This window comes from Tabrizicola sp., assembly GCF_041919135.1.
In the GTDB taxonomy this organism is placed as follows: domain Bacteria; phylum Pseudomonadota; class Alphaproteobacteria; order Rhodobacterales; family Rhodobacteraceae; genus Tabrizicola.
In genome coordinates this window covers 42,229-53,848 of sequence record NZ_JAYRUJ010000006.1, presented here as the reverse complement: position 1 = coordinate 53,848, position 11,620 = coordinate 42,229, and the positions used below count along the sequence as shown (strand labels likewise).

General features: G+C 68.9%; 11 protein-coding genes. 3 read left to right on the top strand and 8 right to left on the bottom strand.

Annotated elements, in window-relative coordinates:
- Positions 1–93 precede the first annotated feature (93 nt).
- The 8 genes from nirJ to ACE3UA_RS06450 all read right to left on the bottom strand — a co-directional run bounded on the left by nirJ (position 94) and on the right by ACE3UA_RS06450 (position 7,366).
- Positions 94–1,302, bottom strand: coding sequence for a heme d1 biosynthesis radical SAM protein NirJ (gene nirJ, locus ACE3UA_RS06485; RefSeq protein ID WP_374643609.1), 1,209 nt, complete (start codon positions 1,300–1,302; stop codon positions 94–96).
- A complete protein-coding gene (locus ACE3UA_RS06480) occupies positions 1,302–1,787 on the bottom strand; it encodes an Lrp/AsnC family transcriptional regulator (protein ID WP_374643608.1) in 486 nt (161 codons plus the stop codon). Before ACE3UA_RS06480 ends, nirJ begins: the two co-directional genes overlap by 1 nt.
- Entirely contained in the window at positions 1,784–2,254 is a 471-nt protein-coding gene (locus tag ACE3UA_RS06475; RefSeq protein WP_374643607.1) for an Lrp/AsnC family transcriptional regulator, read from the bottom strand. Before ACE3UA_RS06475 ends, ACE3UA_RS06480 begins: the two co-directional genes overlap by 4 nt.
- On the bottom strand, positions 2,254–3,225 hold the full coding sequence (locus tag ACE3UA_RS06470; protein ID WP_374643606.1) for an AsnC family transcriptional regulator: 972 nt from the start codon (positions 3,223–3,225) through the stop codon (positions 2,254–2,256). The genes ACE3UA_RS06475 and ACE3UA_RS06470 overlap by 1 nt, the downstream gene beginning before the upstream one ends.
- 1 nt (position 3,226) lies before the next feature.
- Positions 3,227–4,369: a cytochrome D1 domain-containing protein gene (locus ACE3UA_RS06465; protein WP_374643605.1), complete on the bottom strand. Its 1,143-nt coding sequence runs from the start codon at positions 4,367–4,369 to the stop codon at positions 3,227–3,229.
- The gene (locus tag ACE3UA_RS06460; protein WP_374643604.1) at positions 4,366–4,659 is read right to left on the bottom strand and encodes a cytochrome c; all 294 of its coding nucleotides are present in this window, start codon (positions 4,657–4,659) and stop codon (positions 4,366–4,368) included. The genes ACE3UA_RS06465 and ACE3UA_RS06460 overlap by 4 nt, the downstream gene beginning before the upstream one ends.
- Before the next feature lie 70 nt (positions 4,660–4,729).
- Entirely contained in the window at positions 4,730–5,533 is an 804-nt protein-coding gene (cobA, locus tag ACE3UA_RS06455) for a uroporphyrinogen-III C-methyltransferase (protein ID WP_374643603.1), read from the bottom strand.
- Positions 5,534–5,638: 105 nt separating this feature from the next.
- Complete coding sequence (locus ACE3UA_RS06450) at positions 5,639–7,366, bottom strand: cytochrome D1 domain-containing protein (protein ID WP_374643602.1); 1,728 nt, start codon at positions 7,364–7,366, stop codon at positions 5,639–5,641.
- Positions 7,367–7,532: 166 nt separating this feature from the next.
- Here ACE3UA_RS06450 and ACE3UA_RS06445 point away from each other — a divergent pair, with 166 nt between their 5' ends.
- From ACE3UA_RS06445 to ACE3UA_RS06435, 3 genes are read left to right on the top strand one after another with little or no spacing between them, the layout of a single operon-like run.
- On the top strand, positions 7,533–9,548 hold the full coding sequence (locus ACE3UA_RS06445; RefSeq protein ID WP_374643601.1) for a 4Fe-4S binding protein: 2,016 nt from the start codon (positions 7,533–7,535) through the stop codon (positions 9,546–9,548).
- Positions 9,545–10,750 carry an NnrS family protein gene (locus ACE3UA_RS06440; protein ID WP_374643600.1) on the top strand — a complete coding sequence of 402 codons (1,206 nt, stop codon included), beginning with the start codon at positions 9,545–9,547 and terminating at the stop codon, positions 10,748–10,750. The genes ACE3UA_RS06445 and ACE3UA_RS06440 overlap by 4 nt, the downstream gene beginning before the upstream one ends.
- The gene (locus tag ACE3UA_RS06435; RefSeq protein WP_374643599.1) at positions 10,747–11,613 is read left to right on the top strand and encodes an FAD:protein FMN transferase; all 867 of its coding nucleotides are present in this window, start codon (positions 10,747–10,749) and stop codon (positions 11,611–11,613) included. Before ACE3UA_RS06440 ends, ACE3UA_RS06435 begins: the two co-directional genes overlap by 4 nt.
- The last annotated feature ends 7 nt before the right edge of the window (positions 11,614–11,620 follow it).

Here is an 11,620-nt window from a genome sequence, read left to right as displayed (position 1 = left end):
GCGCCGGAGGACCAGCGTCGCGCGCGCCAGCCCCTGGGGAGGGGAGGCGCGGAATGGTCATGGCGGGGACGAATGGCCGGGAGGGCAGGCCGGTCAGGCGAAACGATGCTCGGGGTCATGGCTCTTTCCCCGGAAGGGGGTGACGGCGACACGCTCGGCCTCGTCCACTCCGATCTCGGCATTGGTCAGGTAGCAGGCCGGATCCTCGGCCCAGGGGTCGCCGGTCACTTGCAGCGCCCGGATGCGGGTGTTGCCGCCGCAGATGTCCTTGAAGGCGCAGGCCCCGCAGCGCCCCTTCAGCGGGCGGGGCCGCTGGCGCAGCGTGGCAAGCATCGGGTCGGGGCCGGTCCAGAGCTGGCTGAACGGCGTGTCCTTCACCGAACCCACGGTGTAGTCGGACCAGTAGGTGTCGGGATGCACCTTGCCCTGCGGGTCGATATTCGCCACGCCCAGGCCCGAGGAATTGCCGCCCCAGGCCTCCAGGTGCTGCGCCACATGGGCCGCGCGCTGGCTGGGGAAGTTGCGTTCGACCCAGCGCAGGAACCAGACCGCGTCGGCGTCGTTGTTGCCGGTCACGATCTCCAGCGGCTGATCCTCGGCCACCGCCACCCAGGCCCGGTCGATCAGCTGCGTCATCGCCTTTCGCGTCCGGGCGCGTTCGGTATCCTCGCCCCGGTTCTTGTTGCCCCGGCCCGCATAGACCAGGTGCGAGAGGTAGAACTTGTCCACGCCTTCCGCATCGCAGAGGTCGATCATCGCCGGCAGCATGTCGGCGTTATCCTCGGTGATGGTGAAGCGCAGTCCCACCTTCACGCCCCGCGCCTTGCAGGCCCGGACCCCGGCCAGCGCAGCGTCGAAGGCGCCGTCCACGCCGCGGAACCAGTCGTTCATCTGGCCGATCCCGTCCAGCGAGATGCCGACATAATCGAAGGCCAGGTCCGCCAGCCGGTCGATGTTCTCGGCCACCTTGGTGCCGTTGGTCGACAGCGACAGGTGCCGGAAGCCCAGTTGGCGCGCGCGTTCCGCCAGCGGGAAGAAGTCGAAGCGCGACAGCGGCTCGCCCCCCGAGAGGATCAGCGCCGGGATGCCGTAGCCCGCCAGGTCGTCCAGCACGCCCATCGCCTGCTCGTGGCTCAGCTCACCGGGAAACGGCACGTCGGCGCTGGTGGTGTAGCAATGCCGGCAGCGCAGGTTGCAGGTGCGGGTCAGGTTCCAGATCACCACCGGCTTCACCGGGCCCGAGCGGCGGCGGACGGGGGTGGGGTGGACCAGTTCGCGCATGTATTGCGTCAGGCGGAACATCAGCCTTCTCCGGCAAGGCGCATCCCGGTCTTCTTCAGGATGCGGGTGGAATACAGGATGTCATGGCTGCGGCAGGCGTCGCCCAGCAGCGCGGCGACCTCGGCCCGCTTGGCCTCGACCTCCTCGCGGGTCTTGCCATGCAGCATGGCGAACAGGTTGTAGGGCCAGTCGGGCAGGGCGCGCGGCCGCAGGTAGCAATGGCTGACGAAGGCCAGCGCGCCGACCTTGGCCCCCAGCGTCTCGGCCACCGGATCGTCCAGGTCCCAGACGCTCATCCCGTTGGCGGCCAGCCCCAGCGCATAGTGATTGGGTGCCACGGCGACGCGGCGGATCACGCCGTCGTCCTGCATCGCCTGCATCCGGGCGATGACCTCGTTCTCGGGCAGGAACAGCCAGCGCCCGACCTCCTCGAAAGGATGCGGCGTCAGCGGCAGGCCGGAGGCCGTCGCTTTCAGGATCCGCCGGTCGGTTGCGTCAAGGGTCATGCCTCTACCCGGAAGCCGATGAAGAACTCTTTCAGTTTCGGAAAGCGCAGGACCTTCAGCCCCGTCTCCCGCTCGATCCGCGCCGCTGCTTCCGCGATCTGTTCGGCCTTTTCGCAGGCCAGGACGAACCACATGTTCAGCTTGTGCTGGCGTTCATAATTATGCGCAACCTGGGGAAGTTCATTGACATAAGTCACGACCTCGTCGAACCGCCCGGCCGGGACCGACATGGCGCACAGGCAGAAGGCCCCGCCCATCGCCTCGGCATCCAGGAACGGGCCGAAGCGGGTGATCGCGCCGATCTCGCGCAGTTGCGCGATGCGGTCGACGACCTCGGCCTCGGTCAGCCCGGCCTCGGCGGCGATCGGCGCGAAGGGGGCATGGGTCAGCGGCAGCCCGTCCTGCAGCCGGTTGATCAGCAGGCGGTCGGTCGCGTCCAGGGCATCGGGGGGAAGGGTCGCGCGCATCAGGCAGCCTCCTGCAGGCGGGCACCGGACTGCTTGAAGCAGCGGGTGGAGAACAGGACACGGTGGTCCGCCCCGGCCAGTTCCGGCAGGGCGCGGGCGGTTTCCAGAACCGCCAGCGCCTCGGGGCGCGAGCGGGCGTGGATCATGCAATACAGGCGATAGGGCCAGACGCCGGGGATGCTGACGCGCTCATAGGCCAGCGTCACGCCGGGCAGGGCGGCAAGGGCGCGGCCCGCGGCCCCGGTCTCGGCCACGTCCCAGACCACCATCGCATTGGCGGTGTAGCCAAGCGCCCGGTGCCGGACGATCACGCCCAGCCGGGTCAGGATGCCGGCCGCCAAGAGGTCGCCGATGCGGGCGGTCACCTCGCCCTCCTCGCGGCCCAGCTTTCGCGCCAGCGCGGCATAGGGTTGCGGCACCAGTTCCAGCCCCTCGCTGAGCGCGTGGAGCAGCGGCCGGTCCTCCGGGCGCAATGCGGCGGTCTCGACCCGCCGCCCGCCGGGCATGGCGACCGGGCCACCGGCCAGCGGAAAGCCGAGGTCGATGTTGAACGGCCGCACCAGCCGCAGGTCCAGAAGCCGCAGACCGGTCGCGGCCTCGATCCGCGCCAGCATCGCGTCCAGCGCCGGGGCATCCGGCGCGGTGGCGACGAACCACAGGTTCCAGTCCGCCTCGCGCAGGTAGGAATGGTTCACCCCCGGCTCGGCCCCGACGATGGCGGCGACCTCGTCGACCCGCGCCTCCGGCACCGCCAGCGCGGCAAGGGTGGAGGCCCCGGCGGTGTTCGGCCGGACCGTGCCGCCGACGCGCGTGATCCGCCCCGCCGCCTGCATCCGTGTCAGCCGCCCGATCACCTCGGCCTCGTCCAGGCCAAGCGCCGCGCCGATCCGGGCGAAGGGACGCGCCTCCAGCGGGAAATCGCGCTGGAAGCGGTCGAGAAGGGCAAGGTCGGTCGGGTCGATCCGGTCCATCTCAAAGCCCCGTCTGGTGTGCCCGGGCGGTGAAGAAGATGCCCGAGGGCGCCTCGGCCGCGATCTCGGCCACCTTCTCGCGGGTGCGGGTGTCGTAGATCAGCACCTTGTTGTCATCGCGGCTGGAAATCCAGACCTCGGCCCCGCGCGGGGCGAATTCCATGTGCAGCACCGCCTTGCCGGGGACCAGCGTCGCCACGACCTCATGCGTGCGCGAGTCGACCACCTGCACCGTGTCGTTCAGCGGCGTCGCGAAGTTGACCCAGACGTAAGGAGAGGCAGGCTGGGCGATGATGAACACCGGCTGGCCATGCACCGGAGTCGTCGCCACCGTCTTCTCGCTCGCGCGGTCCACCCACAGGATTTCGTGTCGCCCCACCGCCGGAAGGGCATATTGCCCCTCGGTGAAGGCCCAGCCCTGCAGGTGCGGCATCTTGTAGACCGGCATGTCCTCGCCGTCCTTGCCGTAGTCGGTCAGGAACTTCTGCGGCTTCGGGGCGGGGTCCCAAAGGTCGAAGGCCGTCACGCCCTTTTCGCCGAAAAGGCCCACCAGATAGGTATGGGCGTCGTCGGTCAGCACCGCGTCGAACGGGTTCTTGCCCGCATTGCCCAGCGGGGTGATCACCGGCTCGGCCCCCGAGAAATCGCCCAGGAAGACCTCGCCCGTGTCCCAGATCGTCCAGGCGAAGCGGCGGCCCGGCACGTCGACCAGGCCGATGGTCTTGCCCGCGGCCGGGATGTCGGCGACCAGTTCCAGCGTCTCGGCGTCGAAGACCTTGACCCCGCCGGGTTCATAGTTCGACACCGCGACCAGCTTGCCATCGTCCGAGATCGCCCCGCCGATCGAGTTTCCGGCCTGCACGGTGCGGGCGACGATCTGGCGCGTCAGGATGTCCACCTTGCTCAGCCCGCCGTCGCGGCCGAAGACATAGGCAAAGCGTTCGTCCGGCGAATAGGTCAGCGAGGCATGGCTCAGGTCGCCCAGCCCCTCGATCCGGCCCAGCGCGGCGCGGTCGGAACGGTCGACCAGCACCAGGCTGCCGGTCGCGCGCTCGATCACCAGGCCCAGGTCGCCGGTCGCGGTCAGATCCTCGGCCCAGAGCGGCGTGGCAAGGAAGGCGGCCAGAAGGGCAAGGCGTTTCATGGGGTTACCCCTTTCAGATAGTCGGCGATCCACAGCGCCTCGTCCTCGGTCAGAAGGGGGCGCCAGGGCGGCATGGCGGTTCCGGGTACGCCATCCAGGATGATCAGCGCAAGCGTTTCCCGGTCGGAAGGGGCCAGCGCCTCATGCGTCAGCGGGCGGCCGAGACCGCCCTTCATCGTCAACCCGTGGCAGGACCCGCAATCCTGCACCACCATGTGTTCCAGCGCCGCGGCCCGGTCGGGGGCGATCTCGGCGGCGGCGGGCGTGGCCAGCAGGAGCGGCAGGCTCAACGCCCTTAGCACCGCGTGCACGCGGGCTGGTGGGCGAGGAGTGCACGAAGTGCTCGACGAGCGGCGGCGGTCAGGCATAGGCCGCCATCCCGGCCCCCTCGCACAGGGAGGCTTCCAGGGCGGTGATCGCAGGATACATGCCCGCGACCTGGCCGATGATGAACAGGACCGGGGCCTCGGGTTGGGTCTTGGCCACGTCGGTGCCGATCTGGCCCAGGGTGGAGAGCATCCGCGTCTCGCGCGGGGTGGTGGCGGCGCTGACCGCCAGCACCGGCAGCGAATGGGCCAGCCCGTGCCGCATCAGTTGCAGCGCGATCTCGGCGATGTTGCCCGCGCCCATGTAGACGACCAGCGTCGTGTCGCCGCTGGCCAGCGAGGCCCAGTCGAGATCCAGCGCCGCGTCCTTGGCGCGGTGGCCGGTGACATAGCGCACGCCGGTCGCCAGGCCGCGATGCGTCAGCGGCACCCCGGTCGAGGCGGCGGCCCCCTGCGCCGAGGTGATGCCGGGGATGTAGCTGGTCGCGATGCCGGCCTCGCGGCAGGCCTCGGCCTCTTCCGAGCCGCGGCCGAAGATCAGGGGATCGCCGCCCTTCAGGCGCGCGACGGTCAGGCCCTCGCGGGCGAGGTCGACCAGCAGCGCGTTGATCGCATCCTGCGGGACCTTGTGGAATTTCGGCAGCTTGCCCACGTCGATGCGACGGGTGGCGGCGGGGACCAGGGCCATGATCTCGGGGCTGACCAGCCGGTCGTGCACCACCACATCGGCCGACTGGATCAGCCGCAGCGCCTTGAGGGTCAGAAGCTCGGGGTCACCGGGGCCCGCGCCGATCAGGTGGACATGGCCAGAGGCAAGGTGGCGGTCCAGGTCTTTCATGGCTGTCGGGTCCCGATGGCTGGAAGGAAAAAGGCGGGGATGGGGGAATGAGTCCACCCCCGCCAGGTTATGCCCGCGACACGCCTGCCGCAGGCACGGGATTGCTCAGTAGACGTCGTCCTTCGTGTTCAGCACGTTGAACTTGCCGGTCGGGGTGATCAGTTTCGGGTCCTTGATCACCTTCTTCAGCTCCAGCGTCTTGTCATCGACCACGACGATGGCCGATTCCTGCTCCTTGCCGTTCCAGACGCTGAACCAGACCTCGGTGCCTTCCTTGTTGAACTCGGGCTGCACCACGCGCGGCTGGCCTTCCGGGATCCCCGCCCATTCCGCGATCGGAAGGGTGACGAATTCCGGATCGACCTCGGTGTCGCCGCCCATCTTGGTGATGTCGAACACCGCGACCGAGGCCGAGATCTCCGCATCCGGGTTCAGGGTGGCGTCGACGTAGAGGTGCGTCGATTTCGGGTGGGTCTTGATGAAGAGCGACCCGCCGCCCAGGGCGTAGAAGCTGTCCACGACCTTCCAGGCCTGGTCCGGGTGCCCTTCCGGGTCGGTCCCGATCAGCGCCACCGATTCGTCGCCAAGGTGCGAGGTCGCCCAGACCGGACCGAAGACCGGGTGGTTGAAGTTCGCGCCACGGCCCGGGTGCGGGGTCGCGCCGCCGGTTTCCACCAGCGCCGTCAGCTTGTCTTCCTTGGTGTCCACCACCGCGATCTTGCCGCGCTGGTTCGCCGCCACCATGAAATACCGCTTGGTGCTGTCGAAACCGCCGTCATGCAGGAAGCGTTCGGCCTCGACTTCCACGGTCTTCAGGTTCTTCAGGTCGGTGTAGTCGACGAAGATGATCTTCCCCGTCTCCTTCACGTTCACGATGAACTCGGGCTTGTAGTGCGACGACAGGATCGAGGCCACGCGGGGTTCCGGGTGGTAGACCTGCTCGTCATAGATGTTGCCGCGGGTCGAGACGATCTTCTTCGGCTCCAGCGTGTCGCCGTCCATGATCACGTATTGCGGCGGCCAGTAGGCCCCGGCGATGGCCAGCTTGTCTTCCCAGCCCTCGAACTTCGAGGTCTCGATCGAGCGGGCCTCGATGCCGATCTTGATCGAGGCGACCGAGGCGGGCGTCTCCATCCAGAGGTCGATCATGTTGACCAGGCCGTCGCGGCCGATGACGAACAGATAGCGGCCCGAGGCCGAGATCCGGCTGATGTGCACCGCATAGCCGGTGTCGATGATCGCGCGGATCTCGTAGGTGCCGCCGTCGATCAGGGCGACCTGACCCGCGTCACGCAGCGTCACCGACATCAGGTTGTCGATGTCGATGTCGTTCATCTTCTCTTTCGGCCGGTCCTCGGGTTTCACCAGGACCTTCCACGAGGCCAGCATCTCGGGCATGCCCCATTCCGGCGGCGCCGGCGGTTCCAGCAGGAGATAGCGGGCCATCATGCCCGTCTCTTCCTCGGTCATCGCGCCCGAGGTGCCCCAGTTCGGCATCCCCGCGGGCGAGCCGTAGGTGATGAAGCTGTGCAGGTAGTCATAGCCGTTCGCACGGGTGATGTCGGTGGTCAGCGGCTTGCCCGTCGCCCCCTTGCGCAGCACGCCATGGCAGCCGGCGCAGCGTTCGAAGTAGATCGTCGAGGCCTTCTGGAACTCCTCCGGCGTCATCACCGGATCGTCGGGCTTGAAGCCCGGGATTTCCACCTTGAGCTGGCCGAGCGTGGTCATCGAGGGCTCATAGGCGGCGGCGGGGGTGTCCGCGTGATCCTTCGGCTTGTCTTCGGCCATTGCTGGCGCGGCGACAAGGCCAAGGAACAGGGCCGCGGTGCCCATCAGGACTGTCCTGGCAGGTCTGGCTCTGGGGGTCATGGATTTGCTCCGTTAGCTGGTGAGGCTGGGCAGGACATTTAGCCGATGACGGATCCGTTACCTTGATTAAGGTCAAGGCGGCCTGGGCCATCACGCCGCAGGGTCGCGGCACCGGACGGATCTTCCCGACATGCGCATCATCCTGACTGCCCTTTTCCTGCTGCTCTCGCCCCTGGCCGCCCTGGCGGGGGGGCTGATCGCCGACGACACGCTTGCGGTGACGGCGCCCACAGCCGAACAGGCGGCGCAACTCCTTGATCTTTCTGGCCCGGTCCAGCTTTCCCGGATCGACCAGGGCGTGCCCGGATGGCAGGTCAGCCAGGCGGGCAGGGTGGCGGGCCATATCGGCTCGACCTGGGAAATCTCGACCACGGTCGGCTATTCCGGCCGTCCGCTCGACGTGCTGGTGGCGATCTCGCCCCAGGCGCGGATCACGGGCGCGCTTCTGGTGCGACATGATGAACCAGTCCTGACGCTGGGCATCTCGGATGCGGACATCGCCGCCTATGTCGCCGGATTCCGGGGCTTCGACCTTGCCGCGACCGGCCCGGCCGAGGGATTGCCCGACGTGATCAGCCGCGCCACCGTCTCGACCGGGGTGATTCGCGACGGCATCCTGCGCACCGCCCGGACCCTTGCCATCGGCCGCGGCCTGATGGCCGGCGGGGGCGGGATCGACCGGCTGAGCTATCAGCCGCTGGGCTGGGACCAGCTTCTCGGGCTGGGGGCGCTGGCCGAGGTCCGGGTCACGATGGCCGAGGCGGCACAGGCCCTGGCCGGAGCGAAAGTGCCGGTCGAACCGGGCGATGGCGATTTCCTGCGCCTCTGGGCCGGGGTGATCGACACGCCGACGGTGGGCAAGAACCTGCTGGGCCAGCGCGAATTCACCCGCGCCATCGGCAATCTCGGGGCGGGCGGCTCGGTGCTGATCGTGATGTCGCAGGGCCTGCAGTCGCATCGCGGCACCGACTGGACCAGAAGCGGCACCTTCGACCGGCTGACCGTGGTGCAGGGCGAGACCCGCTGGCAGCCCGGCGCGAACGATTATCAGATGGTGAAGCATCTGGCGCTGGAAAACGTCCCGCAACTGAAGGAGATCAGCCTTTTCGCCCTTCCGGCCCTGATCGACCCGACCCGGCCCTTCACGCTGGAGGTGCGCGCCACCCGCCCCACCGAAAGGGGCGAGGTCGCCATGACCGTGGCGCTGCCCTACACCCTCCCCGATGCCTTCCGCCTCGCCGCGCCGACCGAGCCCGAGCCGCTGTGGAAACAGGCATGGGAGACGAAGCGCCCGCAGGTCGCCATCGTGGCGCTGATGCTGACCGTCCTCACCCTGATCCTGTTCGCGCAGGAATGGATCACCCGGCGGCCGCGCCTGTGGCGCATCGGACGGCTTTCCTTCCTCGCCTCCACCTTCCTCGTCCTCGGCATGGGGCTGAACGGGCAGCTGTCCGTGGTGCAGGTCGTGGCCTTCGTCCATTCGCTCCTGACCGGCTTCCGCTGGGAGACCTTCCTGATCGAGCCGGTCATCTTCATCCTGTGGAGCTTTACCGCGCTGGGGATGCTGTTCTGGGGCCGGGGGGTCTATTGCGGCTGGCTCTGCCCCTTCGGCGCGCTGCAGGAACTGGCCAATGCCGCCGCACAACGCCTTGGCGTGAAACAGATCGCCGTGCCGCAGGCCCTGCACGAAAGGCTCTGGGTGGCCAAGTACACCTTGTTCGTGGGCATCCTGGCCCTATCCTTCTACTCGATGCACCATGCCCTGATCCTGGCCGAGGCCGAGCCGTTCAAGACCGCCATCTCGCTGCGCTTCATGCGCGCCTGGCCGTTCCTGCTGTTCGTCGCGGCGCTCCTCGGCGCGGGGCTGTTCGTCGAGCGTTTCTTCTGCCGCTACCTCTGCCCCCTTGGCGCGGGCCTTGCGATCCCGGCCAAGCTGAAGATCTTCGACTGGCTGAAGCGCCGCCCGCAATGCGGCCGCGAATGCCGGATGTGCGAGACGAAATGCACGGTCGGCGCCATCGATTCGATCGGCCGGATCAATGCGAATGAATGCGTCCTTTGCCTGCGCTGCCAGGTCATCATGAACGACGGCACCCAGTGCCCGATCCTGAAGCGGCGCGCCCGAAGCGAAGGAGCCCCGGCATGACCGCGCTCAAACGACTGTTCGGTGAAGGGTTCCGCGTGTTCTTCCTTGCCGCCGGCCTGTTCGCCGTCCTCGCGATGGCGGTGTGGCAGCTTTACCTGACCATCCAGGCCCTTGGCGGGATGATGGAGCTGCCGACCGCCGCGCCGCCGCAGCTGTGGCACGCGCATGAGATGATCTTCGGCTATGCCTCGGCGGCGCTGGGCGGCTTCCTGCTGACCGCCGTGCCGAACTGGACCGGCGCCAAGTCCGCGCCGCACCGCTTTATCGCCGTGGTCGCGGGCCTCTGGCTGGCGGGACGGGTCGCGGTCCTGGCCTCGGGCAGCCTGCCGCCGGTGCTGGTGGCGGTGGCCGACCTTGCCTTCGTCCCCGTCCTGGCCGCCAAGCTGCTGGCCCAGCTTCTGAAGCGCCCCAAGCCGCAGCAGCTGATCATCCTGGCGATCCTGACCGTCTACTGGATCGCCAATCTCCTCGTGCATCTGGAGTGGATGGGCCTGACCTCCGACACGGTCTGGAGCGGGCTGCGTGGCGGGCTTCTGACCCTTGCCGCCATGATCATGGTCCTCGGCGGCCGCGTCACCCCCGGCTTCACCCGCAACGCAATGGTCCAGTCCGGACGCGAGGACCGCCTGCCCTGGAACCCGATGCCGCTGGCCGGCTTCTCGATCGCCGCCGCCATCTCGCTGCCGCTGGGCTATCTGCTGGGCTTGCCCGCTTCGCTTCTCGGCCTCCTCGCGCTGGTCGCGGGGGCGGCCGGGCTGGTCCGGGTCGTGCTCTGGCGCGGGCTCTGGACCCGGGACAAGCCGATCCTGTGGTCGCTGCACCTGTCCTATGCGATCAACGCGGCCGGGCTCGTCGCGCTGGGGCTGGCGAACCTCGGCCAGGGCTCCGAGATCGCAGCCCTGCATCTTCTGGGCATCGGCGGGGTCGGCGGGATGACGCTGGCGGTCATGTCCCGCGCCTCGCTGGGCCATACCGGACGCGCGCTTGTCGCCCCCGGCCCGGTGGCGCTGGCCTATGCGCTGGTGCCGCTGGCCGCGCTGGCGCGCTTCGCCGGCTCGGCGCTCCCCTGGCTTTACACGCCGGCCATCCTGGCCGCCGGTGCGCTCTGGCTCTTGGCCTTCCTGCTGTACGTCATCGCGCTCTGGCAGGTGTTCTGGGGGCCGCGCCAGCCCCGCAAACCGGCAGGGAGACCCCCCGCATGAACCGCCGTCGCTTCCTCTGTATCACGGCCGCGGCCCTTGTGCCCATGCCCGGCCATGCGCAGACTGTCACCGACTGGCAGGGCCGCGGCCTTGGCACCGCGCTTTCCCTGCGCCTTGTCGGGGCGGATCCGCACCACACCCGCCAGACCTTTGCCCGGGTCGGGGCCGAGATCGAGCGGATCGAGCAGCTCGCCTCGCTGCACCGCGATTCGGCGCTGACCCGGCTCAACCGCGACGGCCGTCTCGCCTGGCCTGCGCCCGACCTGGTTTCCCTGCTGCAGCTGGCCGGAGAGGTCCATGCCGCGACCGGGGGCGCCTTCGACCCGACGGTGCAGCCGCTCTGGCAGGCCCTCGCCGAAGGGGGCGACGCCCGGGCCGCGCGCAAGCTGATCGGCTGGGATCGCGTCCGGCTTGACGAGACCGAGATCCGGCTGGAGCATGGCCAGGCGCTGACCCTGAACGGTATCGCCCAGGGCTGGGCCGCCGACAGGATCGCGGCCCTTTTGCGGCGCGAGGGCTTTACCGACGCGCTGGTCGACATGGGAGAGATCGCCGCGCTGGGGCAGGGTCCGCAAGGCCCCTGGATCGCCCGGATCGAGACGCCGGAGAGCGAGGTCCTCGCCGAAAGCCATCTGACGAACCGGGCGCTCTCCACCTCCTCGCCGCGCGGGACGCTGGTGAACGGCCAGCCGCATATCCTGGGTCCGACGGGGCAGCGCCCGCGCTGGCAGACGGTCAGCGTCAGCGCGGAATCGGCCGCGCTGGCCGATGCGCTTTCCACCGCCTTCTGCCTCATGGACAGCCCGCAGATCGTGGCGGCGCTGGGCCCGTTTCCCGGCGCGCGGCTTGAGGCGCTGGCTTGACAACCCT

Excerpts from the sequence above, each read along its gene's own strand:
- ACE3UA_RS06445 (WP_374643601.1), top strand. The coding sequence starts at position 7,533 with ATGCGCATCATCCTGACTGCCCTTTTCCTGCTGCTCTCGCCCCTGGCC.
- ACE3UA_RS06470 (WP_374643606.1), bottom strand. The coding sequence starts at position 3,225 with ATGGACCGGATCGACCCGACCGACCTTGCCCTTCTCGACCGCTTCCAG.
- ACE3UA_RS06435 (WP_374643599.1), top strand. The coding sequence starts at position 10,747 with ATGAACCGCCGTCGCTTCCTCTGTATCACGGCCGCGGCCCTTGTGCCC.
- ACE3UA_RS06440 (WP_374643600.1), top strand. The coding sequence starts at position 9,545 with ATGACCGCGCTCAAACGACTGTTCGGTGAAGGGTTCCGCGTGTTCTTC.
- ACE3UA_RS06480 (WP_374643608.1), bottom strand. The coding sequence starts at position 1,787 with ATGACCCTTGACGCAACCGACCGGCGGATCCTGAAAGCGACGGCCTCC.
- nirJ (WP_374643609.1), bottom strand. The coding sequence starts at position 1,302 with ATGTTCCGCCTGACGCAATACATGCGCGAACTGGTCCACCCCACCCCC.
- cobA (WP_374643603.1), bottom strand. The coding sequence starts at position 5,533 with ATGAAAGACCTGGACCGCCACCTTGCCTCTGGCCATGTCCACCTGATC.
- ACE3UA_RS06475 (WP_374643607.1), bottom strand. The coding sequence starts at position 2,254 with ATGCGCGCGACCCTTCCCCCCGATGCCCTGGACGCGACCGACCGCCTG.
- ACE3UA_RS06465 (WP_374643605.1), bottom strand. The coding sequence starts at position 4,369 with ATGAAACGCCTTGCCCTTCTGGCCGCCTTCCTTGCCACGCCGCTCTGG.
- ACE3UA_RS06450 (WP_374643602.1), bottom strand. The coding sequence starts at position 7,366 with ATGGGCACCGCGGCCCTGTTCCTTGGCCTTGTCGCCGCGCCAGCAATG.